The sequence below is a fragment of the Caulobacter sp. SSI4214 genome, assembly GCF_012184455.1.
GTDB classification, from domain to species: Bacteria; Pseudomonadota; Alphaproteobacteria; order Caulobacterales; family Caulobacteraceae; genus Caulobacter; species Caulobacter vibrioides_E.
In genome coordinates, this window is sequence record NZ_SZWJ01000058.1 from 1 (window position 1) to 26072 (window position 26072).

General features: G+C 68.7%; 15 protein-coding genes and 2 pseudogenes. 8 read left to right on the plus strand and 9 right to left on the minus strand.

Annotated elements, in window-relative coordinates:
- The 4 genes and pseudogenes from FCU40_RS15680 to FCU40_RS15695 form a co-directional block, all read right to left on the minus strand.
- Positions 1 to 330 (minus strand): annotated as a pseudogene (locus FCU40_RS15680) (DegT/DnrJ/EryC1/StrS aminotransferase family protein); the annotation flags it as partial.
- 129 nt (positions 331 to 459) lie between these two features.
- The gene (locus FCU40_RS15685; RefSeq protein WP_168076150.1) at positions 460 to 2016 is read right to left on the minus strand and encodes a class I adenylate-forming enzyme family protein; all 1557 of its coding nucleotides are present in this window, start codon (positions 2014 to 2016) and stop codon (positions 460 to 462) included.
- Between the two features lie 143 nt (positions 2017 to 2159).
- Positions 2160 to 4250 carry a 3-hydroxyacyl-CoA dehydrogenase NAD-binding domain-containing protein gene (locus tag FCU40_RS15690; RefSeq protein ID WP_168076151.1) on the minus strand — a complete coding sequence of 697 codons (2091 nt, stop codon included), beginning with the start codon at positions 4248 to 4250 and terminating at the stop codon, positions 2160 to 2162.
- Positions 4251 to 4816: 566 nt separating this feature from the next.
- Positions 4817 to 6043 carry a serine hydrolase domain-containing protein gene (locus FCU40_RS15695; RefSeq protein WP_168076152.1) on the minus strand — a complete coding sequence of 409 codons (1227 nt, stop codon included), beginning with the start codon at positions 6041 to 6043 and terminating at the stop codon, positions 4817 to 4819.
- A 122-nt stretch (positions 6044 to 6165) separates the two neighbouring features.
- On the opposite strand from FCU40_RS15695, the gene FCU40_RS15700 reads away from it, so the two are divergent.
- The 4 genes from FCU40_RS15700 (at position 6166) to FCU40_RS15715 (ending at position 12497) form a co-directional block, all read left to right on the plus strand.
- Positions 6166 to 8085 (plus strand): PAS domain-containing hybrid sensor histidine kinase/response regulator, encoded by a 1920-nt coding sequence (locus tag FCU40_RS15700; protein ID WP_168076153.1) that lies wholly within the window; start codon positions 6166 to 6168, stop codon positions 8083 to 8085.
- 161 nt (positions 8086 to 8246) lie between these two features.
- Positions 8247 to 9488: a TetR/AcrR family transcriptional regulator gene (locus FCU40_RS15705; RefSeq protein WP_168076154.1), complete on the plus strand. Its 1242-nt coding sequence runs from the start codon at positions 8247 to 8249 to the stop codon at positions 9486 to 9488.
- A 225-nt stretch (positions 9489 to 9713) separates the two neighbouring features.
- Complete coding sequence (locus FCU40_RS15710; RefSeq protein WP_168076155.1) at positions 9714 to 11252, plus strand: methyl-accepting chemotaxis protein; 1539 nt, start codon at positions 9714 to 9716, stop codon at positions 11250 to 11252.
- Positions 11253 to 11372: 120 nt separating this feature from the next.
- Positions 11373 to 12497: a hypothetical protein gene (locus FCU40_RS15715; RefSeq protein WP_168076156.1), complete on the plus strand. Its 1125-nt coding sequence runs from the start codon at positions 11373 to 11375 to the stop codon at positions 12495 to 12497.
- 126 nt (positions 12498 to 12623) lie between these two features.
- Here FCU40_RS15715 and FCU40_RS15720 read toward each other — a convergent pair whose 3' ends face one another.
- Together FCU40_RS15720 and FCU40_RS15725 are read right to left on the minus strand one after the other, a co-directional pair.
- On the minus strand, positions 12624 to 13556 hold the full coding sequence (locus FCU40_RS15720; protein WP_175582087.1) for an iron-containing redox enzyme family protein: 933 nt from the start codon (positions 13554 to 13556) through the stop codon (positions 12624 to 12626).
- Between the two features lie 62 nt (positions 13557 to 13618).
- Entirely contained in the window at positions 13619 to 13897 is a 279-nt protein-coding gene (locus tag FCU40_RS15725) for a hypothetical protein (RefSeq protein WP_168076158.1), read from the minus strand.
- Positions 13898 to 14179: 282 nt separating this feature from the next.
- Here FCU40_RS15725 and FCU40_RS15730 point away from each other — a divergent pair, with 282 nt between their 5' ends.
- Complete coding sequence (locus tag FCU40_RS15730) at positions 14180 to 14386, plus strand: hypothetical protein (RefSeq protein ID WP_168076160.1); 207 nt, start codon at positions 14180 to 14182, stop codon at positions 14384 to 14386.
- Positions 14387 to 14500: 114 nt separating this feature from the next.
- On the opposite strand, the gene FCU40_RS15735 is transcribed toward FCU40_RS15730, so the two are convergent.
- A complete protein-coding gene (locus FCU40_RS15735; protein WP_004625394.1) occupies positions 14501 to 15607 on the minus strand; it encodes a PLP-dependent cysteine synthase family protein in 1107 nt (368 codons plus the stop codon).
- A gap of 138 nt (positions 15608 to 15745) precedes the next feature.
- A pseudogene (locus tag FCU40_RS15740) lies at positions 15746 to 19095 on the minus strand (TonB-dependent receptor).
- 183 nt (positions 19096 to 19278) lie between these two features.
- On the opposite strand from FCU40_RS15740, the gene FCU40_RS15745 reads away from it, so the two are divergent.
- The 3 genes from FCU40_RS15745 to FCU40_RS15755 are packed head-to-tail and all read left to right on the plus strand — an operon-like array spanning position 19279 to position 24949.
- Complete coding sequence (locus FCU40_RS15745) at positions 19279 to 20775, plus strand: TolC family protein (RefSeq protein WP_168076164.1); 1497 nt, start codon at positions 19279 to 19281, stop codon at positions 20773 to 20775.
- An 11-nt stretch (positions 20776 to 20786) separates the two neighbouring features.
- On the plus strand, positions 20787 to 21833 hold the full coding sequence (locus FCU40_RS15750; RefSeq protein ID WP_168076166.1) for an efflux RND transporter periplasmic adaptor subunit: 1047 nt from the start codon (positions 20787 to 20789) through the stop codon (positions 21831 to 21833).
- Entirely contained in the window at positions 21833 to 24949 is a 3117-nt protein-coding gene (locus tag FCU40_RS15755; RefSeq protein ID WP_168076167.1) for an efflux RND transporter permease subunit, read from the plus strand. Before FCU40_RS15750 ends, FCU40_RS15755 begins: the two co-directional genes overlap by 1 nt.
- A 39-nt stretch (positions 24950 to 24988) precedes the next feature.
- Here the strand turns inward: FCU40_RS15755 and FCU40_RS15760 are convergent, their stop codons facing one another.
- Positions 24989 to 25972: a DUF4118 domain-containing protein gene (locus tag FCU40_RS15760; protein ID WP_168076168.1), complete on the minus strand. Its 984-nt coding sequence runs from the start codon at positions 25970 to 25972 to the stop codon at positions 24989 to 24991.
- Positions 25973 to 26072: the final 100 nt, after the last annotated feature.

Below are 26072 nucleotides of genomic sequence, written 5' to 3' on the forward strand. Positions count from 1 at the left end.
ATCGACGTCGACCAGCCAGGCCTTCAGGCCCGCCGCGGCGACACCGGCAAGGGTTTCGGGCTCGGCCAGGGCGGAGACGACGCAGACGCCGCCCGCCCGAACGCCCAGCGCCGTCAGCGACGCGGCGACGGTCTCGGTCCGATCGGCGAAGGCGCGGGCCGCCACCGGTCGGGCGAAGCGCGCGGCCAGGCGCTGTTCCAGGTCCGAGGCGTGGCCGGCCGCGCCCAGAGCCTGGGCGACGGCGTCGAAGTCGATCGGCGAGACCGGCGCGCGGTCACGCGCCGTCGTGTCTGAAACGAAGAGCGGGGCGGCGACGGGCTTCGAGCGCATGAGCTTGGGACGCAATCCACGACGAACCGGGGCGGCCCGATGGCCGCACCTTATGGTTAAGCAACCGTATTCATCGATTCCGCCCGGCCTAATGCGGCGCGCGGTCGCGGCAAAAAACGCCGATGGGGACTATTTTGTAGGCGACTTCTGCCATGAGTCGCGCAGTTCGCGCTTCAACACCTTCCCAATGTGGCTGCGCGGCAGGCTATCGACGATCACGACATCCGCCAGACGCTGGGTCTTGCCCACCTGGCCGTTGACGAAGGTCTTGATCTCCGCCGGATCGGCGGCTTGGCCGGGCTTCAGCGCCACGAAGGCCACCGGCGTCTCGCCCCACTCGGGCGAGGGCACGCCGACCACGGCCGCCTCAAGCACGGCCGGATGGAGGACCAGCACCGCCTCCAGATCGGACGGGTAGATGTTGAAGCCGCCGCTGATGATCATGTCCTTCTTGCGGTCCATCAGCGTCAGGAAGCCGTCCTCGTCGAAACGGCCGACGTCCCCGGTCCGGATGAAGGTCCAGCCCTCCGGCGAGGTCCAGAGGGCCTCGGCGGTCTTGTCCGGGCGGCCGTGATAGCCGTTCATCGTCGCGCCAGAGCGGCCGACGATCTCGCCCACCACGCCCGGACCGACCTGGACGCCGTCCTCGCCGATCAGGCGGATGTCGTGCCCCGGCGCGGGCTGACCGACCGTGTGCAGCTTGTCCGGGTGTTCGTGGGCGATCAGGATGCAGGTGCCGCCGCCCTCGGTCATGCCGAAGTACTCGACCAGACCGCCGGGCCAGCGCTCCAGAACCTCCCTCTTCAGCTCCGCCGCGAACGGCGCGCTGGTGCAGAACTTCAGGTGCGTCGAGGACAGGTCGTAGCTGTCGAAGTCCGGCCGCTCCATCAGGCGGCGGTACTGCACGGGCACCAGCATGGTGTGGGTCATGCGGTGCTTCTGGGCCAGCTCCAGATAGCGGCCGGCGTCGAACTTCTTCATCAGCACGACGGTTCCGCCGCCGGCCAGGGTCGGGAAGAAGCAGACCAGCGTCGTGTTCGAATAGAGCGGGGTCGACAGGACCGACACCGCTTGCGGCCCGTAGCCGATCGCGTCGCCGCGATAGACGTGGCGCCAGCGCATCCCGTGCGACTGGACGATGCCCTTGGGCGTGCCCGTCGTGCCGCTGGAATAGATGATGTTGAACGGATGTTCGGGGCCGATTTCGACCCGCGTCGGCGTCGCCCCCTCCGGCGCCAGCCAGGCGTCGAACGCCTCGCCGGCCGAGGAGCCGTCCAGCGCGACGGACCGGACCGCGATCGGCGCGGGCTTCTGGGCCTCGGCCACGCCGGCGTCGAGGAAGAACAGCTTGGCCCCGCAGTCGGCGACCATGCCGGCGATGGCCTCGGGCGTCGAGGACGGGGCGATCGGCGCCACCGCCACCCCGGCGCGCAGGCCCCCCAGGAACACCGCCGCATAGGGGATCGACGACAGGGCGCAGACGGCGATCGCCTCGCCGGGCTGGACGCCGTCGCGCTGCAGGGCGGCGGCGACGCGGTCGGCCAGGGCGTCGAATTGCGCGTAGGTGACGCTCTCGCCGGTCTCCATGACCACCGCCAAGCGATCGGGGGCCTCGGCCGCCCGCGCGCGAAGGATGTCGCCCATCACGCCATGGTCGGCGGCGAGCATGTCGGCGATGGTGGTCATGGGAACGCCTCTAGCAAACTCCCTTCCCCCTTGGATGGGGGAAGGGTCGGGGATGGGGGTGACACCTTTGGACGTGGGAGCTCGACCTTACCGCCGTATCACCCCCACCCCTGCCCCTCCCCCATCAAGGGGGAGGGAAAGTTCTAAGCGTCCTTGAACCCCTTGCCCTCGGCCACGAGGCGCTCCAGCAGGGCCGACGGCTTGAAGTCGTCGCCCAGTTCGGCGTGGAACTGCTTCATCTTGGCCAGGATCTTGTCCAGGCCCACGAGCTCGCCCCAGAACATCGGGCCGCCGCGATAGACCGGCCAGCCATAGCCGTTGATCCAGACGATATCGATGTCCGAGGCCCGGATGGCCTTGCCTTCCTCGAGGATCTTCGCGCCCTCGTTGACCATCGGATAGAGGCAGCGCTCCAGGATCTCCTGGTCGGTGATCTCGCGACGCTGGATCTGGCGCTTTTCGGCGAAGTCGCGGATCACCTCTTCCACGACCGGCGACGGCTTGGCGTTGCGGTTCTCGTCGTAGTCGTAGAAGCCCTTGCCGTTCTTCTGGCCGCGCCGGTCCATCTCGCAGAGCACCTCGCGCACGGTCGAGGAGCTGGTCTTGGCCGGGTCCCAGCCGATGTCGAGGCCGGCCAGGTCGCTCATCGCGAACGGGCCCATCGGCAGGCCGAAGTCGTACAGCACCCGGTCGACATCCCAGGGCATCGCGCCTTCCAGGATCAGCTTCTGGGCCTCGCGCTGACGCTGGGCCAGCATCCGGTTGCCGACGAAGCCGTGGCAAACGCCCACCAGCACCGCGACCTTGCCGATCACCTTGCTGAGCTTCATGCAGGTGGCGATGACCTCTTTGCTCGTCTTGTCGCCGCGCACCAGTTCCAACAGGCGCATGACATTGGCCGGCGAGAAGAAGTGGGTGCCGATCACGCTTTCCGGACGGCTGGTCACCGCCGCGATCTCGTTGACGTCCAGATACGAGGTGTTGGTGGCCAGGATCGCGCCGGGCTTGGCGATCTTGTCCAGCTTGGTGAAGACCTCCTTCTTGATCTCCATCAGCTCGAACACCGCCTCGATGATCAGGTCGCAATCGGCCAGGGCCTCCATCTCCATCGACGGCGTGAGCAAGCCCATGCGCTTTTCGACGTCGTCCTGGGTCAGGCGCCCCTTCTTGGCGGTGTTCCCGTAGTTCTTGCGGATGATCCCGACGCCGCGCTCCAGGTTCTCCTGTTTCGCCTCGATGATCGTCACCGGGATGCCGGCGTTCAGGAAGTTCATGGCGATGCCGCCGCCCATGGTGCCGGCGCCGATGACGCCGACCTTCTTGACCGGGATCGTCGGGGTGTCGTCCGGCACGTCCGGGATCTTGGCGGCCTGGCGTTCGGCGAAGAACACATAGCGCTGGGCGGCAGACTGACTGCCGCTCATCAGCTCCATGAACAGCTTGCGCTCTTCCTGCAGGCCCTCGTCGAAGGGCAGGTTCACCGCCGCCTCGATGCACTTGATGTTGTTTTCCGGGGCCATGAAGCCGCGGAACTTCTTGGCGTTGGCCTTGCGGAAGTCGGCGAAGATCTCGGGCTTGCCGCGGGCGGCCTCGACCTTGTCGTTCAGGTCGCGGACCTTCTTCAGCGGACGGCCCTCGGCCAGCACCTTCCGGGCGAAGGCGATGGCCCCGGCGCGGAGATTGCCCTCCTCGACCAACTCGTCGAACAGGCCCATGGCCAGGGCGGCCTTGGCAGGCACGTGCTGGCCGCTGGTCACCATCTCCAGCGCCTTCTCGACGCCGACGATGCGCGGCAGACGCTGGGTGCCGCCGGCGCCGGGCAGCAGGCCGATGTTCACTTCCGGCAAGCCGGCCTTGGCCGAGGGCACGGCCACGCGGTAGTTGGCGACCAGCGCCACCTCCAGCCCCCCGCCCAGGGCGGTGCCGTGGATCGCCGCCACGACGGGCTTGGGCGAGTTTTCGATGATCGCCTGCACGTCCTGCAGGTTGGGGCCGGTCATGGCCTTGCCGAACTCGGTGATGTCGGCGCCGGCGATGAAGGTCTTGCCGTCGCAAATCAGCACGATGGCCTTGACGGCCGGATCGGCGATCGCGCCCTCGAAGGCGCCCTTCAGCCCCTCGCGCACGACGGCCGACAGCGCGTTGACGGGCGGAGAATTCAGCGTGACGACGCCGATGTCGCCTTCCACGGAAAGATCGGTGACGGCGTTGATCACGGCCATGGCGGTTTCCACCCTCTGCTCTTGTGGCGTTCTGTTAGGTTTGAACGGTCGTTTGACGGCAGCGTGCACGCCCCGGCGAAGATGTCCAGACCTCCGCGACGGCGCCATGCGCGCGCCGCGACGCCGTTGACGAATTTCGACGCGTACTACAAATTTGAAATCAGAGTTTCAGCCGAGATCGTCCGTGGGGGAGGATGCGGCGCTCCGCGCGCCCTATCCACCTGATTTCCAGAGAGAATGATCCGCGCTGGGGAGGGCGTTCGCGGGAAGTCATGGGCTTTGGGCGCGACTTGCACGCGTCCTGACGTTTCGAAGTCGGTGGATCCGCGAGCGTGGCGTATTGCTCGCAATGCGTCGGACTTTGGTAAAGCGCAACTCGGCGCGGGAGATCGCTCCCGCGCCGCTTTCTTGTGAGCACCGCCCTGACTCTCCTCCCCCTCTTGGGGGAGGTGTCGCGGCCGCGAAGCGCGCCGGGACGGAGGGGGCTGGTCATGAGTCAGCGGGGCTCGGCGCTGCCCCCCTCCACCGGCTTCGCCGGTCCCCCTCCCCCAAGAGGGGGAGGAGAGTAACGAGCTCCCCTACCCGTTGCTCTCCGTCATCGCCGAATAGACCAGCGTCCGCAGCTCACGCCGGATCGGGTAGGCGCTGGACGGCATCAGCTGGGTCATGAACACCACCGCCAGGTCCTCGACCGGATCGATCCAGAACGCCGTCGAGGCCATGCCGCCCCAGAAGTATTCGCCCAGCGAGCCCAGGTTCTTGGTCCGGGCCTGGTCGACGGTCATGGCGAAGCCCAGGCCAAAGCCCAGCCCCTCGAACACCGCCTCGCTGAACAGAGACTTCGACGCCTGGACCAGCTCCTGACCGCCGGGCAGGTGATTCATGGTCATCAGCTTGATGGTCTTGGGGCTGAGCAACCGCGCGCCGTCCAGCTCGCCGCCGTTCAGCAGCATCCGGCAAAAGCGCATGTAGTCGTCGGCCGTCGACACCAGCCCGCCGCCGCCGGACTTCATCGGCGGATCCTTGAAGAAGCGGCTCTTCTCCGGATCGTCCTGCAGAACCACCTTGCCCGACGGCGTCAGGGCGTAGCAGGCGGTGAAGCGCTCGCGCTGGCTTTCCGGCACGTAAAAGCCGGTGTCGACCATCTTCAGCGGATCGAAGATCCTCCGCTTCAGGAACACATCGAACGGCAGGCCGGAAATCTTCTCGACCAGATAGCCCAGCACGTCGGTCGAGACCGAATAGTTCCAGGCCTCGCCCGGCGAGAACTCCAGCGGCACGGTCCCCAACGCGTCGACATAGCCCTGCAGCCCGCCCTCGCTGTCGACGCCGTCCAGCTTCAGCTTGCGATAGGCCGCGTCGACATTGGTGCGCTGCTGGAAGCCGTAGGTCAGCCCCGAGGTGTGGCGCAGCAGGTCGATGGTCCGCATCGGCTGGTTGACGCGCGTGGTCTCGAACGCGCCGACCCCGCCGGCCTGGAAGACGCCCAGGTCGCGCCAGGCGGGGATGAAGCGGTGCACCGGGTCGTCCAGCGACACCAAGCCCTCCTCGACCAGCATCATGAAGGCGACGCTGGTGACCGGCTTGGTCATTGAGTAGATGCGAAACAGACTGTCGGCCTTCAGAGGCTTTCCGCGCTCGACATCGGCGGCCCCCAGCACCGACGTATAGGCTAGCTGGCCTCGCCGCCAGACCTGGGTCAGGGCGCAGGGCAGTTTTCCCGTATAGATATACTTGTCCTTGATGAAGCTTTCGATGCGCCCGAGGCGATCAGACGACAGCCCCACGGCTTCCGGCGTACTCAATGTCCTGCACTCCCCTTCTCGAAAGTTCTCATTGGCCCGGATCGAATCTCACGTCCGGACATTTTGCCGCAACGTAAACTTTACCCGATCCTGCGATACCGATTGAAAACGAGGGAAACGGGATGGGCAAGCACTTGGATACCGAGGCTGCCTCCAGGATCGAAGCCGCCGCGGCCGACTGGTTCTTCCAGAGCAGCCTCGACATGTTCGTGATCCTTCGCGCGAACGCGATCATCCGCGTCAATCCCGCCTGGACCCAGCTGACCGGCTGGACGCCCGAGGACACGGCGGGGCGGCCGATCCGAGACTTCCTCCACCTGCACGACACCGAACGGCTGAGGGACGTCGGCGCGGCCCTGCGCACGCGGGGCGAAGCGCGTTCGGAGCACCGCCTGGCGCGCAAGGGCGGCGGCTGGCTCTGGGTGCGCTCGCACTCCAAGGTCCTGGCCGACGACGGCCTGCTGATCGTCTTCCAGGACTTCAGCGAGGACCGCGCCCGCGAGATCGCCCGCCAGCAGACCGAGCGCGCCAACGAACTGCTGCGCGGCGCCGCCGGCGTCTATGTCTGGCGGTTCAACCCGCGCAAGGGCCTCTACCTGTTCGATCAGGACCTGCCGACGCCGTCGTCGCCCGAGGGCGGCGCCCGGAGCATGACGATTTCCGAGATGACCCTGTCGCTGCACCCGGACGACCGCGAGCGCGTCTGGGCGGCGTTCTCCCACACCCTCAAGACCGGCGAGCACGTCGAGATCGACTACCGCTATCTGGACCCGGCGAGCGGCGAATGGGCCAACATGCATTGCGCCTGGCGCGGCGTGCGCGGCTCGGGCCCCACGGCCTGGGACGTGATCGGCATCACCCAGAACGTGACCGAACTGGTCGCCGCCCGCGACGCGGCCTTGAGCGCGGCCGAGGCCAAGAGCCAGTTCCTGGCCAATATGAGCCACGAGATCCGCACGCCGATGAACGGGGTGCTGGGCGTGCTGCACCTCCTGCGCAACGAGCCCCTGACCGAGGACGGCCGCCGCCTGCTGACCGAGGCCCTGGGCTGCGGCGAGATGCTGGCGGAACTGCTGAACGACATCATCGACTTCTCGAAGATCGAGGCTGGCAAGCTGGAGCTGACGCCGCAGCCGACCGAACCGGCGCGGCTGCTGCAAGGCGTGGCCGACATGCTGCGCCCTCAGGCCCGCGCGAAAGGGCTGACGCTGGACGTCGTCGCCCCCGACGACCTGGGCTGGATGGCCACCGACCCGCTGCGCCTGCGCCAGGCCCTATTCAACCTGATGGGCAACGCCGTGAAGTTCACGCTGGCGGGCGGCGTGACCGCGCGGCTCTCCGGTCGGCGGGTCGGCGACCGCGTCCGCCTGCGCTACGAGATCGAGGACACCGGCGTCGGCATCGACGAGGAGGCGGGCAAGAGCCTGTTCGAGCGCTTCCGCCAGGGCGACGGCTCGACCACCCGCCGCTTCGGCGGCTCGGGCCTTGGCCTGGCCATCTGCCGGCGCCTGGCCGAGATGATGAACGGCGAGGTCGGCTTCGAAAGCCGGCTGGGCCAGGGCTCGACCTTCTGGCTGGAGATCGAGGCCGAGGCCTGCGCCGCGCCCACCGAGGACGCGGGCGAGGCCGAGGTCGCGCCGTTCGAGGACCTGCGCGTGCTGGTGGTCGAGGACAACGCCACCAACCGGATGATCGCCAGCCGGATGCTGGAGGCCCTGGGCGCGCGGGTCGCCGTGGCCGAGGACGGCGCTCAGGGCGTGGCGGCGGCCAGCCAGGGCTTCGACCTGATCCTGATGGACATCCAGATGCCCGGCATGGACGGCGTCGAGGCCGCCCAGCGCATCCGGGCCCTGCCGGCGCCGGCGGGAACCGCGCCGATCCTGGCCATGACCGCCAACGCCCTCGCCCACCAGCGGGCCGCCTATCTGGCCGCCGGCATGGACGGCGCGGTGGCCAAGCCGCTGTCCCCCGCCGCCCTGGCCCAGGCCGTGGCCGCGGCGCTGATGGTCGAACGCGGCGCGGAAGCGCGGAAGGCCTCCTAAAGGCCGCCGCTCCGCAACAATCCTGACACCCCTTGGGCGTAGGCCCGCGCTAATTGTCCCACGGCGGACGGAGCGCTCTTTAAGCGGTCGTCCGGGAGGCCTACATGGATGGCGTGTCCATGGGTCGGCGGGACCCGGTGCGACGGACGGGGTGCGCGTTTATGGATGACGGTCGGATCGCGGGGGCGGCGACGGCGCGGTACGCCCGCAAGAAGGAGACCATCCTGGCGGCGGCCACGGCGATCCTGAACCGTCAGGGCGTGCGCGGCATGACCCTGGCCGACGTCGCCGCCAAGGTCGGGCTCAACACCACCAGCGTCACCTACTACTACCGCAAGAAGGACGATCTGGCCGCCGCCTGCTTCATGCGCGGCCTCGAGCGGTTCGAGGCCATGGTCGCCGAGGCCGCCGCCCAGGCGTCGCCCGCCGCGCGGATCCTGAAGTTCCTGGACCTCTATCTGGACCTCAACCGACGCGTCCGCCTGGGCGAGGCGACGCCGCTGACCAGCTTCGCCGAGGTCAAGGCGCTGAAGGAGCCGCTGCGCGGATCGGTCGTGGCGGCGTTCAACGATCTGTTCCGCCGGGTGCGCGCCTTCTTCGACGACCCGTCCCTGGCCCACCTGGACAAGCGGCAACGCAACGCCCGCGCCCACCTCCTGATGGAGCAGGTGTTCTGGTCGGGCACCTGGCTGCGCCGCTACGACGTCGAGGACTACGGCCGGGTGCGCGACCGGATGGGCGACATCCTGCTGAACGGCCTGCCGGCCGGCGACCGCGCCTGGGCGCCCCAGTCCCTGCCCGATCCCACGCCCCAGACTGTCGAAGGCGCGCCGCCCGAGAGCATCGAGTGGCGCGAAACCTTCCTGGTGGCCGCCACCCGCCTGATCAACCAGCGCGGCTATCGCGGCGCCTCGGTCGAGGACATTTCGGCGGCGCTGAACGTGACCAAGGGCTCGTTCTATCACCACCACGACGACAAGGACGCCCTGGTGGCCGAGTGCTTCGAGCGCACCTTCACCGTCACCCGCCGCTCGCAGCTCGACGCGCGCGCCCTGGACGCCGACAGCTGGACCCAGCTGACCTCCACCGCCGCCGGCCTGACCGCCTACCAATTGTCCGAACACGGCCCCCTGCTGCGCGCCTCGTCGATGGGCGCCCTGCCCGACGCGCTGCGCGGCGACATGGCCGACGGCTACGCCCGGGGCTGGCAGCGCTTCGCGGCGATGATCTCGGACGGGATCGCCGACGGCTCGATTCGCGCGATCGATCCCTGCATCGCCGCCCACATGATCAACTCGATGCTGAACGCCGCCGCCTCCCTGGGGGCCTGGGTTCCGGGCCTGGATCGCGACGAGGCCGCCGAGCTTTTCGCAAGGCCTTTGCTGATAGGCGTTCTAAAATAGTCTCATTTTCGAGACACTTTTGAGCACTTATCGCTCGAGGCAAAATTGATATCGATCAATAATACTTCGAATTCAAAATATAGTCGCTACGATTAGTCGCATATACTGCGATATTTACACCCCGTTAACACTGGCCGCGCGTAGTCTCGCCATCGCTCTACTCGAAGAGCGCGAAGAATCCGAGATCCGGGATTCAATTATCAGGCGAGATGAGGGCGGCAACCAATGTCTGACATCAAAGAGAAGATCGTCACGTGGAATGAACACGATCGATCTGTTGGCGAAGTCGTCTACAAGCGCGCCGGCAAGCACCTGGAAACGGCGCTTCTGAACGCCTACCGGGTCATCGATCCTTCGTTGAAAGCCTTGCCGCACGACGTGTTCGAGAACGAGAAGCGCAAGTTCGCGTTCATCGCGCGGGGTAATTTCCCCAGCGAATACTTCGAACAGCAAGCCGTCATTACCGAGAACATCTCGAACAGCCTCGATTTCGCGACCTATCTGAGCAAGACCTACGCGGCCTACGCCGCGGGCCTGGCGTCCGGCCTGATGAAGGAAAAGGCCTGGAACGAGAAGCATTCCGACGAACTGATGCTGAGCCTGATGCGCTCGGTGTTCTCCGACGCCAGCGTCGTGATGTTCTATTACTTCCAGGTCCTCAACGCGCGCGCCGACGAGGAGCGCGCCGTGGTCGAGGCCGAACGCCAGCGCGTGGCCGAAGAGCAGAACATGGTGGTCTCGGTGCTGGCCAGCAGCCTGCGCCGCCTGTCGCAAGGCGACTTGACGGCCCAGATCACCGAACCCTTCACCGGCCGCTATCAGCAGATCAAGGACGACTTCAACGCCGCCCTGGACAGCCTGCGCGACGCCATGGGCGCCATCGCCTCGGCGACCAGCGGCCTGCGCAACGGCTCCGACGAGATTTCCGCCGCCTCCGACGACCTGTCGCGCCGCACCGAACAGCAGGCCGCCAGCCTGGAGGAGACCGCCGCCGCCCTCGACGAGATCACCGCCACCGTCAAGCGCAGCGCCGAGAGCGCGCTTCAGGCGTCCGGCGCGGCCTCGACGGCCACGATCGACGCCAAGCGCTCGGGCGAGGTCATGCACGACGCCGTCACGGCCATGGGCGAGATCGAGCAGAGCTCCAAGAAGATCACCAACATCATCGGCGTGATCGACGAGATCGCCTTCCAGACCAACCTCCTGGCCCTGAACGCCGGGGTCGAGGCGGCGCGGGCCGGCGAGGCGGGCCGAGGCTTCGCGGTCGTCGCCCAGGAAGTCCGCGCCTTGGCCCAACGCTCGGCCGACGCGGCCAAGGAGATCAAGGACCTGATCGCCAGCAGCACCGCCCAGGTCGAACGCGGCGTCAAGCTGGTCGGCGACACGGGCGCGGCGCTGAACGGCATCGTCACCAAGATCAGCGACATCGACGGCCTGGTCTCCGAGATCGCCCGCTCGTCGCGCGAGCAGGCAACCGGCCTCAACGAGGTCAACACCGCCGTCAACCAGATGGACCAGGTCACCCAGCAGAACGCGGCCATGGTCGAGCAGTCGACCGCCGCCGCGGCCAATCTGCGCTCCGAGGCCGGCGAGCTGGAACGACTGGTCTCGCGCTTCCAGACCGGCGCGAGCTCCAGCGCCGCGCGCGCCCAGCCGGTCTCGGCCGGCGGTCCCGCGCCCCTGGCCGAGGCGCGCGCCCGGATCGTCTCGTTCGCCCGCCCCGGCGGCGCGGCGGCGGCGCGACGCGCCGAGGAGACTTTCTAAACGCCGTCACGCGCCGGCGCCGCGCGACGGACGATGCGCGCAAGGGCCGCGTTAACCATGAGTGGCCCAAAGGGGCTCGGGGCTGCTACCCTCGGATGACCGAGTCGCTCCGAGCCCGTCATGACGACGATCAACCCCTACGCCTCGACCTACGCCCCCGGCCTGACCGCGGGGCAGACGGCCGCCCAGCGCGCCAACCAGGCCAGCGTCCCTGGCCAGACGCGCGACCAGAGCCCGACGATCAACACCCCGGCGGTCAACGTGACCCTGTCGCCGGCCGCCCAGGCGGCGCTGAAGGCCCAGACCGACTCCCGCTCGATCGACGCGGTGATCGCCGACGCCAAGAGCCAGATCGCGGCGCGCCTGAAGGCCGCCGGCGCGGCCTCGGCCCTCAGCAACGGCAATTCGACGATCGACCTGTCGGACATGGACCGCCGCACGCTGTACGCCGTGGCCAGCAACCAGGGCGGCGGCTTCTCGACCGACCAGCAGGTGGTCGCGGCGCTGGGGATGCGCGATCAGCGCGACCAAGCCCTGGCCAGCCCGGCCGCCCAGGCCCGACTGACCGGCGACTACGCCAGCCTCTACCAGGCCGCCTTGGACCAGATGGACGCCGCCGGCCCCGAGGAAAAGGCCACCAGCGCCTGGAGCGACCAGCGCGCCGCCCTCGTGGAAGGCCGCAAGCAGGCGCTCGCTCGCCCGGGCCTGGCGCCCAGCGGCATCGCCAATGACAGCGTCGCGGCCTACATGAAGGATACCGGCAGCGTCGTGGCGGGCGCCAAGACCCGCGACTTCGGCAAGGTGGCCACCGATGTCCGCGCGGCGCTGGACAAGCAGTATTCCCTGGCCACCCAGCCGACCGCGGCCAAGGACGGGCAGAGCGGCGACATCGATTTCAGCCGCTTCGACGACCGCTCTCTTTCCGCCGTCGCCCTGAACCAGGATGACCAGTTCTCCGGTCACGAGGTGGCCCAGGCCAAAGCGGAGGTTCGCGCTCGCGACAGCGCGGCGATCCAGAGCGATTACCAGTCGTCCAGCCAGGACCCGTCGAGCTTTGGCCAAGCCTTGATCACCCGCTACGCCGGCATGACCACCGAGGAACGCCAGGCGGCCGGCTGGACGCCCGCCGTCTACGACAAGATCGTCCAGCTGCAGAACGCCAGCGAGAAGCTGGCCCAGATGTTCAACGCCAACGGCGCGCCGGGGACGACGGCGGGTCCGCCCAGCCTGCTGGACTATATGTAGGCGCGACGAGAGCCTTCCGCCTGAAATCGGAATCGCTTTCAGGCGTCAAAAAAGGCTCGAAATCAAACATTTAGAGCGTGATGACCGCCGAAACCGCTCACACTTTCGGCTATCACGCTCTAGGCCCTATTCCGCCGCGTAGACCAGCGGATGGGTATGCGCCCACAGGTGGGCGCGATAGGTGTCGAAGCACTGCTCGCCACAGATCAGGCGCATCAGGGCGCCCTCGGCGATGAACCGGGCGCGCGACGGATCCTCCGACACCAGCGGGACCAGGGCTTCGGCGTTCCAGGCCTTGGAGTGCTCGATGTCCAGCTGGGCGTGGAGGGCGAAATACTTGCGAGCCTCGGGCGAGACGCCGACGCGCTTGAGACCGGCGTCGACGCAGGCGACGCGGGTCGGCGCGGTCAGCTCGACCACGCCCAAGGCCCCGATCGACTGCCAGACATAGCGCCGCGTCGTGGCGAAGGCGGTCATGGTGTTGGCCAGGCACAGCGACTGCCAAAGCGTCGTGTCGATGGTCGGCGTCAGGCCCAGGGTCGCCGTGGTTCGCGCCAGCATCGGGCCGTGCATCCCCTTGGCGCCGCCCCGGCCCATTTCGTCCCAGTAGTTGCGGGCCAGCTCCAGCTTGGCGCGCTCGGGGACCTTGACCTGGGTCAGGGCGACCAGGTCGTCGAAGCCGGCCTCGCCGGCCGCCTCCTGGGTCAGGAACCACTTCAGGTCCTCCAGCGAGGCCTCGCCTTCCAGCCAGTCGAACAGAGGGTCCCACTGGCCGGGGCCATGGTCCTTCAAGGCCTCGAACCAGGCGATGAAGCCTTCGGGATCGGACGGGACGTCCGCGACGAGCGGGGCGATCTCGGCGCGGAACGCCTCGATGAACGCGCCTTCCAGGCGGCGCATCTCGGTTTCCCGATCCAGTTCGGCGCGCCAGTCGTCGGAGGGCGCGCTGGGCGCGAGGCGGACATGATTCCAGTGCGCCAGGCCGCGATGCAGGGCCTCGGCATCGGGAAACCGCGGGCTGAAGGCCCCCAGACGGCAAAGACGCTCACCACCGTGCACGGTCAAACTCCTTGGTCGTGAAAGAAAGGGGCCGCCTTTCGACAAGGCGGCCCATAGGCGGGTCAGCGCTCGGCGCCGCCGTCGCCGGCTCGGCCGGGCTCGAGATCCTCGTCGGCGTCGACGCCGCCGATCGCGCCGTCGTCATCCAGCGCGTCTTGGCGCTCGCCTTCGTCTTGGCGATCAGCCTGCTGGTTCTGCTGACCCGGTTGGGTCTGCTGGGGGTTCTGCTGCTGTTGCTGCGGCTGGCGGACGCCGTCCTGCTGGTTCTGCTGCGCTGGCTGTTGACGTTGAGCGTCGTTCTGCTGTTGCGGCTGGCCCTGGTTGTCGCGGTTCTCGTTCATGGTCGTCCCTCGGGAAAGGCCGGGCCGGATGGCGGCGGCGAGGGAGCTAACGGCGGCGGCGACCATCCTGTTCCTGTGTCGACAGCGCGACTTTCGGCGGGAATAGCGCCTTGAATTCACTTTTGAATATCTGGGGAACCCTTGGCTGGCGCCGCCCTGACGCGTCGAGCGGCCGGCCGCCGCTCGGCGCTTAAACAAACGACACGCGGAAGGCCGCCGCGCGGCAAATGGCCGTTCTCCAAGACGCGAACACTCCCAAGACGCGAACACAAGGAGACGGCCATGACCCACGCCCCCAACAGCCCCGGCCGCTCGGAGAACGAGGCCGAGGCGCCCGGCGACTTCAGCGCGCTGGGCGGCGAGGAAAAGGTCCGGAAAACCGGCGAAAAGTCCCGCGCCCAGGCGGGCCCCGATGGGCCGGACGCGGCCGAGATCGGCGACACCTTCAAGGGCCCCAAGGGCGACCCAGCGGAAGGCAAGCGGGGCTAGAGCGTGATAGCTGAAAGTGTGAGCGGTTTCGGCGGTTATCACGCTCTAAATGTTTGATTTATAGTCTTATTTTCCGCTCGAATGATTCCATTCGAGCGGATAAGGCTCTAGCGCTTACACCTCAAGCAAGCGCGCGATCGCGGTCTCGGCCTCGGAGCCGTCGATGCCGCGCTCGGCGAGCCAGGCGTCCTGGTAATAGGTGGTGGCGTAACGCTCGCCGCCGTCGCAGAGCAGCGTGACCACGCTGCCGGTTTCGCCGGCGGCCGCCATCTCCTCGATCAGGCGCAGGCAGGCCCAGAGATTGGTCCCCGTGGAGCCGCCGACCGCCCGTCCCAAGCGCCGCGACAAGGCCCGCATCGCGCCGATGCTGGCGCGGTCCTCGACGGCGATCATCCGGTCGATGACGCTAGGCACGAAGCTGGGCTCGACCCGGGGCCGCCCGATGCCCTCGATGCAGCTGCAGAACCCTTCCGGCAGGATGGAGAGCGCGCGGTCCGCGAAATGGCGGTGGAAGATCGAGTGCTCGGGATCGGCGACGCACAGCCGCGTGGCGTGGCGCCGATAGCGGATGAAGCGGCCGATCGTCGCCGACGTGCCGCCCGTGCCGGCGCCGCAGACCACCCAGGACGGGATCGGGAAGCGTTCCTGCGCCATCTGGGCGAAGATGCTCTCGGCGATGTTGTTGTTGCCGCGCCAGTCGGTGGCGCGCTCGGCGTGGGTGAACTGATCCAGATAGTGGCCGCCTGTCTCGGCGGCCAGGCGCTGGGCGACCGCGTAGACGGTCCGAGGATCCTCGACGGCGTGGATCTCGCCGCCATGGAAGCGGATCTCGTCCAGCTTCGGCGTCGCCGTGCTGGCCGGCACGACGGCGATGAAGCGCAGGCCTAGCATCCGGGCGAAATAGGCTTCGCTGACCGCCGTCGATCCCGACGAGGCCTCGATCACGCAGGTGTTCGGCCCGATCCATTCGTTGCAGAGGGCGTACAGAAACAGCGAGCGCGCCAGGCGGTGCTTGAGGCTGCCGGTCGGGTGGCTGCTCTCGTCCTTCAGATAGAGGTCGATCCCCGGATAGCGCGCCAGCGGCAGGTGGATCAGGTGGGTGTCGGCCGACCGATTGTAGTCCGCCTCGATCCGGCGCACGGCCTCGTTCAGCCATCGCCGCCCGTCGGCGTTCCCCGCGACCTGACCCGCCCGCGCCCCTTGCGCCGAGTTCCGCGACATTCCCTTGATCCCCGATTGATCCGTATCCACCCTGATCGTCAGGCCAGACCTCGGCGTAGCAATAGCGCGCGGGGCGTCCCCATAAAAGAACGGCGCGTCCCCTAAGGGCCGCGCCGCCAGTTTCCCACAGCCGAGAACCTAGAACTTCTTCTTCAGCCCGACCTTCCAGGTGCGGCCCAGGGGATCGCCGGTGAAGGGGTCGTAGCCCAGGTCGAGGCGGGCGTAGGACGGGTCCTTGTCGAACAGGTTGGTGATCGCCAGGGTCGCCGTCGTGTTCCAGGGCAGGAAGACCCGATAGGACAGATCGGTCAGGATCTGGGCCTTGATCGTCTTGCCCGCGCTGACCGTGACGCCCGCGCCGGTGGTGTCCTTGTAAGCGTTGGCGGCGAACGGCGCGACGCGCTGGTCGTCATAGCCGCCGATGTAGTGCACCGTCAGGCGCACGTTGTGAGGGCCTCTGTTCCACTCGCCATAGACGTCGCCCTTCCACTGCGGAATCGGCACGACGGTGGTCTGGTAGTTGAGCAGGCCCACCGCGTCGAAGGCCTTTTCGACGGTGATCCCTTCGACGACATTGGCGCCGACCTTGTACTTCTGGACGTAGGTCGCCGTGCCGCCGATCGTGACGTCGCCGCCGGCCACGTCGCGGAACCGGTAGTCGGCCGTGAAGTCGAAGCCGCTGTTCTTCACAGGCGCGCCGTTGATGTAATAGGTCTTCAGGCGGGCGATGCTGGTCGTCGGCGTCGAGCACGAGCCGTTGAAGGTGAAGCGCGCGACCAGGGCCGCGTAGGCCGGATCGGCGCAGTTGTTCGCGCCCGCCGCCCCGTTCGGATAGAGGGCGTTGACCATCCCCGCCACCGGCTCGGCCACGATCGGGTGCTTGAAGTCGAAATCGAAGTAGTCGATCGAGGCGCGCAGGTCGCCGGCGCTGATCAGGATCCCGAAGTTGTAGGTATTGGCCTTCTCGGGACGCAGGTTCGGGTTGCCGAAGATGTCGACCGCTCGGAACACGCCCAGAATGCCTTGCAGCGAGGTCACCGAGGTGGTGGTCGTCACCGGGTCCGGCGGCCCGCGGAAGGTCGAGCCCGCCGAGGCCCGCAGGGCCAGCCACTTGGTCGCCTGCCAGCGCAGCGAGGCCTTCGGATTGAAGGTCGAGCCGGTCGAGCCGCCATAGTCCTCGTAGCGCGCGGCCAGCTGCCCCTGAAGCGTCTGGGTGATCGGCAACGACAGCTCGCCGAACGCGGCCCCGACGGCGCTCTGGTTGTCGGCCGGCGTGCCCACGCCCAGGAACATGAAGGGCCCGTTGCGGGCCGAGCCGGTGCAGGTCGTGACCCCGAAGTCCGGCGTATTGACGCACGGATTGATCAGGGCGTTGCTGATGTCGTTGTAGTCGGCCTTGAAATAGGTGCGGCGGTACTGGACGCCGGCCGCCCAGGCGATGTCGCCGCCCGGCAGGCTGATGCTGGTCTTGCCGTTCAGCACCGCCTCGCCGACGAACAGGCGCGAGGACTGCTTGGTCGACAGCTTCTTGAAGAACCAGTCCACCAGGTCCTTGTTGTTGGCCAGGGCGGCGCTGTAGCCAGCGTTGGCCTGGCCGGTGATGGCGTTGGACGGGATCGCGCTGGCGAAGGGGTTGTAATACATGCAGCCGCCGACGCCCGGCGTGCCCTGGATGCCCGGCAGCGACGGATTGCTGTCGCAGGTCGGTCCGCCCAGGCCCTGCAGCGCCAGGGCGAAGCGGTCGACCAGCGTGTCGTAACCGGTGCGAATGCCGACCTCCTGCGAGTAGGTCAGGGCCACGTCCCAGCCGATGCCGTTGTCCCACTCGCCCGACAGGTCGGCCGAGACGCGGAAGGCGTCGAAGGCGCGCGCGCCGATCGAGGGGCCGTAGCCGAACTTGGGATTGCCGCCGATGCCGAACGGCCGGTTGGCCACGTCCAGCGCCCCGAACCCGAAGATCGAGCCCGGCGCCGTCGTGCTGGCGCCCGTCGCCAGGCTGGAGAGGTTGACGGTCGGATTGGCGGCGATGAAGGCGATCAGGCCCGGATTGGTCGCGGGCACGTAGTAGCGGCCGGTCAGGGCCGGGCTGGGCGCGACCTCGGCGGTCGGCGTGGCCAGGGCCGCGTAGGAGGGCGAGGTGTTCCAGTCGGGCACGTCGGTGTGCGAATACAGCACCTCGGCGTGGAACTTGGTCTTGGCGCTAAGGTCGGCATTGGCCTCGGCATAGGCCTGAACCGCGTCCTGCTTCTCCACCAGATTGTCGAACGGCGTGTAGTGCCAGTAGCAGACCGGCGTCAGGCCGGAGAAGCCGGCGAAGCCCCCCAGGCCGGCGCAGGCCGGATCCCGCAGGGCGTTGGTCGAGCTGGCCAGCGGAATGAAGGTCGAGGGGTTGCCGGCCGCCGACCATCCCGCCTCGGGGTTGGACAGGTAGGGCCGGTTGGCCCACGACCGGTCGGCGACCGACAGCTTGGAGCGGTGCTGCCAGCCGACGCTGGCCAGGACGTTGCCGTTCTCCCAGACCTGGCCCCAGGTGACGTTCAGGCCATAGTCGCCGCTCGAATTCTTGATGCCGCGATAGTCGGCGCCGACCTCCAGGCCCTTGAAGTTCTTCTTGGTGATGAAGTTGACCACGCCGGCGATGGCGTCGGAGCCGTAGGTCGCCGCGGCGCCGTCCTTGAGCACTTCCAGGCGACCGATGGCGGCGGCGGGCAGGATGTTGGTGTCGACGATCCCCGCCCCGGCCGCGGCCAGCGGGTTGATGGCCAGGCGCCGGCCGTTCAGCAGCACGAGGGTGCGCTGCGAGCCCAGGCCGCGCAGGTTCACCGAGCCCGAACCTTCCGAGCCCTGGGCGCGGCTGTCGAACTGGTTGGTGTCGCCCAGCACCCCGCTGGACACCGACAGGGCCTTGATCAACTCGACGGTCGAGGGGGAGCCGCGCTTTTGCAGCTCCTCCGCGCCGATCACCTTGACCGGCAGGGCCGCGTCCTCGGGCGTGCCCTTGATGAACGAGCCGGTGACGACGACCTCCTCGACCTGGGTCGACGGGTCGGCGGCGGACTTCTGGCCCTGGGCGTCGGCCGCGCCGGCGGACAGGGCCACGGCCAGCGCGAGACTGGACCCTCCAAGCAGGAAGCGGGTTCGATTCATGGCAATTTCCCTCCCTTATCGTTTTGTTGGGCCGGCGCCGTCGTTGCTCGCGGTCGGCCGGCATGTCTCAGCTGGGCGGCGCCCTCCCGGTCCAGGCGCGGACGGACGCGCGGCCGCCAAGGCCGTCGCGACGCCCGGAGCGTTCGCTTTTGAAACCCGGTGATGCGCTTCGTGGAGCCGACAAGCTTGGAATCCCCTTGGTCCAGGTGCTTGAAAAGCCACGCTTACTCCCTCGCCCCGAAGGACGCGGTTGGGTCGACCAATGAGGGACGACACCCATTTCGAAGATGAGGTATGTTTCCGAACTGTGTCAACCGTGGCCAAATCAAGGCGGACGGAATGCCGCACCCCGCCCGTGCTCGCGCGCGGTATGGCGGCGGATAGGGGCGGCGGCGGGCGCGTCGCGACTCCGGCCTCGCTAAAGCGTTCAACGGGGGGTTTCCGATCGCGACGGAGCCCCCTAAGTGGGACAACATTGGTCGCCAAGCCGCGATGGCGGGCCGCAACAATCGGGTTGGAACTTCATGCGTCTCGCCAAGACCGTCCGGCGGCCTGGCCGGCCTTCTGGCTCGTTCCGCGCGTCGCTCGTCTCGACGGCCGTGCTGATCGGCGCGGGCCTGGCCGCGTGTACGACGCCCGCGCGCCAGGTCGACGCCCGCCTGCCCGCCGCCTATGAGGCCCCGGCCGGAAAGCCGCTGCCGTCCCAGACGCTGGACCAGTGGTGGACCACGTTCGACGACCCGGTCTTGAACGATCTGGTCGCGACGGCTCTGGAGAAGGCGCCCGACGCCCGCCTCGCCGCCGCCCGCCTGGCCGAGGCCCGCGCCGTCCGCCAGGGCCAGATCCGTCAGCTCTACGTCCCGCAGACCCCGCTGACCGGCTCGGCCAAGCGCACCGACACCCACATCATCGAACAGAGCGGCTCGGGGGGCTTCACCCTGGGCGGGGTGACCAAGAGCCTGGCCCTGGACTTCGACGTCTCGTGGGAGCTGGACCTGATCGGCCGCCGCGCCGCCGCCCGCCGCGTGGTCGACAACGACCTGGCCGCCGCCCGCTTCGCCTATGAAGGCGCCCGCGCGGCCCTGGCCGCCAATGTCGCTCAGTCGTATTTCGAGGCCCGAGGCTACGCCGTCCAGCTGGAGGACGCCCGCCAAAGCGCCCGCATCGCCCAGGCCCTTTACGACGTCGCGGCCGAAAAGGGCCGCCGCGGCCTGACCGCCACGTCCGAGGCCGAGCGCTCGGCCGCCGACCTGGCCCAGACCGAGGCCCAGGTCGCCCAGCTGGAAGCCCAGCTCCAGGCCTCGCGCCGTAGCCTGCTGATCCTGGTCGGCAAGGGCGTCGATCCGCTGGCCAGCCTGCCGGTCGAACCCGTCCTGGCCAAGGCCCCGCCGGTTCCCGCCGCCGCCCCCGGCGAGTTGCTGGCCCGCCGCCCCGACGTGCGCGAGGCGGCCGCGCGCCTGGCCTCGGCCTCGGGCAACCTGAACGTCAACGAGCTGGCCCTTTTCCCGACCGTCACCCTGGCGCCGGGCGTGGGCCTTTCCAAGCAGATCAGCCCCAGCTTCCTCAAGCCGGGCTCCACCACCTCGACCACCAGCTCGGCCTGGACGCTGGGCGCCAACCTCTCGGTCCCGGTGCTGAACATTCCCAAGCTGATGTCCGACATCAAGGCCCAGGGCGCGCGGGTCGAGCAGGCCGCCGTCACCTATGAGCAGACCGTCCAGAAGGCGTTCGGCGAGGCCGAGGGCGCGCTGGTCCAGCTGGACGCCGACGAGCGCCGCGTCGCCCTGCTGTCGGCCGGCGAGCGACGCGCGGCCAGCGCCTACGAGGCCAGCCGCAAGGGCTACGCGGCCGGCCTGACCGACCTGACCACGACCTTGCAGGCCGAACAGTCCTGGCGCGGGGCCCGCACGGCCCTGACCGGCGCCCAGACCCAGGCCCTGCAGCGCGCGGTCCAGACCTACAAGGCGCTCGGCGGCGGCTGGTCCCCGACGAGCCTTCCCCAGCAGCCTTCCGCCCAATGAGACCCGCCACGATGACGACCCGCTCTCTGATCGCCACCGCCCTGGTCTGCGGCGCCGTCGGCCTGGCCGGCTGCGGCAAGAAGACTGACACGGCCAAGGCCTCCGGCGCCGACCTGGCCCGCGCCGTCACCGTGACCCGCGTCGAGAGCCGCCCCCTGGGCGGCGGCTTCAAGGCCTCGGGCCAGCTGATCCCGCGCGAGGAGGCGGCCGTCGGCTCCGAGCTCTCCGGCTATCGCGTCGCCAAAGTCTTCGTCGAGGAAGGCGCGTGGGTGCGCGCCGGCCAGCCGTTGGCCCAGCTGGACAACACCCTGCTGCGCGCCCAGATCGCCCAGCAGGCCGCCGTGACCGCCCAGTCCGAGGCCGAGGCCCAGCGCGTCGCCGGCATGGACGGCCAGGGCGTGCTGTCGCAGGAGCAGATCGAGACCCGGCGCTACCAGGCCAAGGCCCAGGCCGCGGCGCTGGCCGAGCTGCGGACCAAGGACAGCCGCATGACCATCACCGCCCCGGTCGCGGGCCGGGTGCTGGAGCGGACGGTGCGGCCCGGCGACGTGGCCGGCGGCGCCTCTCCGTGGTTCCGCATCGCCCGCGACGGTCTTGTCGAACTGAACGCCGAGGTCAACGAAGCCGATCTCGCCAATGTCCGCGTCGGCCAGTCGGTGGCAGTGACCATCCCCGGCGGTCCGACCGTCTCGGGCGTGGTGCGCCTGGTCTCGCCCCAGATCGACGCCAACACCCATCTGGGCCGCGTGCGCGTGCGCCTGCCCCTGCGCGAGGACCTGCGCGCCGGCGGCCTGGCCAGCGGGACCTTCGGCGCGTCCGGCGCCGTCGTGACGGCCGTGCCGGAGGCGGCGATCCGCTATGACGCCGACGGCGCCTCGGTCATCACCATCGACGCCGACAACCGCGCCCGCCAGGTCAAGATCCGCACCGGCCAGCGCGGCGGCGGCTATGTGCAGCTCCTGGAGGGTCCGCCCGTCGGCGCCCGCATCGTGCAAAGCGCGGCGGCCTTCACGCTGGACGGCGACAAGGTGAAGCCGATCGAGCAAGGCGCCCGCTGATGGCCCAGCTGCGCGTTTCCGCCTGGGCGATCAAGAACCCGATCCCGGTCGCGGTCGTCTTCATCGCCCTGATCATCGCCGGCGTCGGCTGCTATCTCGGCCTGCCGATCAAGCAGTTCCCGAACGTCTCGTTCCCGGCCGTCACCGTGACCGTCACCCAGAGCGGCGCGGCGCCGGGCGAGCTGGAGACCCAGGTCACCCGCCCCGTCGAGGACGCGGTGGCCAGCATCTCCAACGTCAAGACCATCCGCTCGTCGGTGGTCCAGGGCGCCTCGACGACGACCATCGAGTTCGAGCTGGGCGAGGACCTGCAGAAGGTCACCGACGAGGTGCGCTCCAAGATCGACACCGTGCGCGCCCAGCTGCCCAAGGAGATCGACCAGCCGACGGTGACGCGCCTGGAGATCGACGCCGCGCCGATCATCACCTACGCGGTCGCCGCGCCGAACATGTCGACCACGGACCTGTCGTGGTTCGTCGACGACACCGTCACCCGCGCCCTGCAGGGCCAGAAGGGCGTCGCCCAGGTCTCCCGCGTCGGCGGGGTGAACCGCGAGATCAACATCATCATCGACCCGGCCCGCATGGCCGCGTTCGGGGTGACAGCGCCGCAGCTGAACGCCGCCCTGGCCAACTACAGCCTCGACGCCCCCGGCGGCCGGGCCCTGGTCGGCGGTCGCGAGCAGACCGTCCGCGTGCTGGGCGCGGCCCAGACCCTGGACGAGCTGCGCGCCATCACCATCCCCACCGCCGCCGGCCGCTATGTGAAGCTGACCGACGTGGCCGAGGTCGGCCAAGGAGCGGGCGAGGAGCGCGGGTTCGCGCGTCTGGACGGCAAGCCCGTCGTCGCCTTCCAGGTGATGAAGACCAAGGAGAGCAGCGACGTCCAGGTCGAGAGCCGCGTCACCAAGGCGATCGCCAAGCTGCAGGCGGCCCAGAACGGCGTCACCTTCACCAAGATCTTCTCGACCGTCGACGACACCCGCGCCAGCTTCACGGCCACCGAGCACACCCTGCTGGAAGGGATGTTGCTGGCCTCGCTGGTGGTGTTCCTGTTCCTGCGCGAGTGGCGGGCCACGGTGATCACCGCCATCGCCATGCCGGTGTCGCTGATCCCGACCTTCGCCTTCATGTCGGTGGTCGGCTTCTCGCTGAACGTCGTGACCCTGCTGGCCCTGACCCTGGTGATCGGCATCCTGGTCGACGACGCCATCGTCGAGATCGAGAACATCGAAAAGCGCGTCGCCCGGGGCCAGCGTCCCTATCAGGCGGCGATGGAGGGGGCCGACGCCATCGGCCTGGCCGTCGTGGCCACCACCTTCTCGATCGTCGCGGTGTTCGTCCCCGTCTCGTACATGCCCGGCACGCCCGGCCAGTTCTTCAAGGAATTCGGCCTGACCGTCGCGGTGGCGGTGCTGTTCTCGCTGGTCGTCGCCCGCTTCCTGACGCCGCTGCTGGCCGCCTATTTCCTCAAGCCCAGCAAGGACCCGCATCCGGAAAAGCCGCTGTCGGGCCTCTATCGCCGCGCGCTGGACTGGGCGCTGGACCACAAGTTCCTGAGCTTCATCCTGGGCGGCGTCATCACCTTCGCCTCGCTGGCCGGGGCGATCTTCCTGGCCTCGATCGGCGTGCTGGCCGTCGGCTTCCAGCCGCCCGGCAACAACAACTACTACTATCTGAAGGTCCAGGGCCCGCCGGGCGCGACGACCCTCGACATGGACCGCACGGTCCAGGCGATCACGGCCCAGTTCCGCCAGCGCGGCGAGACGGCCCACGTCTTCGCCCAGGTCGGATCCAACATCGGCAGCGGCTGGGCCGGCGCGCAGGGCGGCAGCGACGTGCGCGACGCCACCGTGACCGTGGTGCTGCACGACAAGCGTTCGATGACGGTCACCCAGATCAAGCAGGCGATCCGCGCCTCGCTGCGCGACATCCCCGACGCCCGCGTCAACCTGCAGTCCGACTGGGGCCAGGCCGACGTCAACATGATCCTGACCTCAGAGGACGGTCCGGCCCTGGAACGGGCGGCGCTGGCGCTGGAAAAGGACATGCGCGGGCTGAAGACCGTCGCCGACCCGCGTCCGTCCTCGCCGCCCTCGGGCCCGGAAATCCTGATCCGTCCCCGGGCCGAGGAGGCGGCGCGCCTGGGCGTCAGCTCGGCCGACATCGCCACCGTGGCCCGCGTGGCCACCGTCGGCGACATCGACGCCAATGTCGCCAAGATGACCCAGGGCGAGCGGCGCATTCCGATCCGCGTGCGCCTGCCGCGCGACAACCGCGCCGACCTGGAGTCGATCAAGGCCCTGCTGCTGCCCACCAAGTCCGGCGGATTCACGCGGCTGGACACGGTGGCCGACGTCAGCTTCGAGGCGGGTCCGGCCAAGATCGACCGCTTCGGCCGCAAGCGTCAGCTGACCGTCGAGGCCGACCTGGCCGGCGGCGCCCAGCTGGGTCAGGCGCTGAACGAGGTCAACAACACGCCGACGATGAAGCATCTGCCCGCCGGCGTGACGCCCGCCGCGGCCGGCGACCAGGAAGCGTTCGTCGAGCTGTTCAGCGGCTTCGCGGTGGCGCTGCTCTCGGCCGTGGGCCTGGTGTTCGGCGTGCTGGTGCTGCTGTTCCGCAGCTTCTTCAAGCCGGTGACCATCCTGTCGGCCCTGCCGCTGGCGATCAGCGGGGCGTTGGCCGCCCTGGTGGTCACCGGCCAGTCGCTCTCGATGCCGTCGCTGATCGGCTTCCTGATGCTGATGGGCCTGGCGGCCAAGAATTCGATCCTGCTGGTCGAGTACGCGATCGAGGAAGAACGGTCGGGCAAGTCGCAGCGCGACGCCATCATCGAGGCCTGTCGCGAGCGAGCCCGGCCGATCATCATGACCACCCTGGCCATGATGGCGGGGATGCTGCCCACCGCGCTGGGCCTGGGCAAGGGTTCGGAGTTCCGCCAGCCGATGGCCGTGGCGGTGATCGGCGGCCTGATCACCTCGACCGTGCTGTCGCTGGTGCTGGTGCCGGTGGTCTACGAGATCATCGACGATTTCGAACGCTGGCTGGCCCCGAAACTGGGCCGTCTCACCACGCCGCGCGACGCGAAGGGGGAGCGGGAAACGGTCAGCTAATTCCTCCCCCGCGACGCGGGGGAGCAGCTTCATGGGCTCTCAATCCCGTCTCGGCGCGTAGCGGAGCCGGCACACGGTCCAACCGTCCTCGCGGGCCATCTCGAAACGTCCTCCCAGCTGCTGGGCCATGGCGCGGACGATGCGCAGGCCCAGGCTTTCGGAGGCGCCCGGATCGAATGTCGGCGGCGGGCCTTGGCCGTTGTCGCGGACGGTCAGCACGTGGTCGCCCAGGCCTTGCTCCAGGCGCACGACGACGCGCCCCTCGCCCGCTTCGCCAAACCCGTGCTCGAGGGCGTTGTTGAAGCTCTCCAGCATGACCAGGGTCACCGGCGTCGCCTGGTCCGGGTGCAGCGGCTCCTCGCCGCCCTCGACGGTCAGCGCCACGCGGGAGCCCGCCGCCGCCGCCGCGGCGGCCAGCACGCCCTCGGCGAAGGCCTGGAAGGGCGCGGGGTCGCCGACGGCGTTGTGCAGCTGGCGCTGGATCTCGGCGATCACCTCGATGCGCGATCCGGCCTCGACCAGGGCGTGACGAGCGTCCTCGTCGGCCTGGCGGGAGGCCTGCAGACGCAACAGGGAGCCGACGACCTGGATGTTGTTGCTCACCCGGTGATGCAGCTCGCGATAAAGAAGGTCGCGACTCTCGGCCAGGGCGGCATAGCGCCCCCGCTCCTCCTCCAACTGACGCAGCGCCTTGCGCATCCCGTCGATGAAGAAGATGTCGACCGCCACCACGAAGGCATAGAAGGTCAGGGCCACGGCCGTGGGGAACGAGACCTGGAAGCTCTGATAGGGCGGAATGAAGAAATACCAGGCCGCCACGCCCGACAGGACCGCGCACAGCACGGCCGGCCGCAGTCCGGCGAAATAGGCCGTGACGACCACGGCGGGAAAGAAGGTCAGATACGGAAAGCCTGGCGGGAACCAGTCGTTCAACGCATAGCGCAGCGCCCAGGCGGCCAGCGCCATGATCGCCGCGAAGACATAGCCCGCGCCCCTGCCGCCAATGACCGCGTGAATCTTCAAGCCGTCCCCCTGAGCTAGCCCGTGAGGCAAAGCTCCGAAGCCGTCAAGCCTCGAGCCGACATAGCCGGTCCGCCGCGCGTCGATGCGTACCCAAAAGCAG

Bases quoted from the DNA above. Each gene is read 5' to 3' on its own strand.
- FCU40_RS15685 (WP_168076150.1), bottom strand. From the start codon at position 2,016: ATGACCACCATCGCCGACATGCTCGCCGCCGACCATGGCGTGATGGGC.
- FCU40_RS15700 (WP_168076153.1), top strand. From the start codon at position 6,166: ATGGGCAAGCACTTGGATACCGAGGCTGCCTCCAGGATCGAAGCCGCC.
- FCU40_RS15705 (WP_168076154.1), top strand. From the start codon at position 8,247: ATGGATGACGGTCGGATCGCGGGGGCGGCGACGGCGCGGTACGCCCGC.
- FCU40_RS15710 (WP_168076155.1), top strand. From the start codon at position 9,714: ATGTCTGACATCAAAGAGAAGATCGTCACGTGGAATGAACACGATCGA.
- FCU40_RS15715 (WP_168076156.1), top strand. From the start codon at position 11,373: ATGACGACGATCAACCCCTACGCCTCGACCTACGCCCCCGGCCTGACC.
- FCU40_RS15725 (WP_168076158.1), bottom strand. From the start codon at position 13,897: ATGAACGAGAACCGCGACAACCAGGGCCAGCCGCAACAGCAGAACGAC.
- FCU40_RS15730 (WP_168076160.1), top strand. From the start codon at position 14,180: ATGACCCACGCCCCCAACAGCCCCGGCCGCTCGGAGAACGAGGCCGAG.
- FCU40_RS15735 (WP_004625394.1), bottom strand. From the start codon at position 15,607: ATGTCGCGGAACTCGGCGCAAGGGGCGCGGGCGGGTCAGGTCGCGGGG.
- FCU40_RS15745 (WP_168076164.1), top strand. From the start codon at position 19,279: ATGCGTCTCGCCAAGACCGTCCGGCGGCCTGGCCGGCCTTCTGGCTCG.
- FCU40_RS15750 (WP_168076166.1), top strand. From the start codon at position 20,787: ATGACGACCCGCTCTCTGATCGCCACCGCCCTGGTCTGCGGCGCCGTC.
- FCU40_RS15755 (WP_168076167.1), top strand. From the start codon at position 21,833: ATGGCCCAGCTGCGCGTTTCCGCCTGGGCGATCAAGAACCCGATCCCG.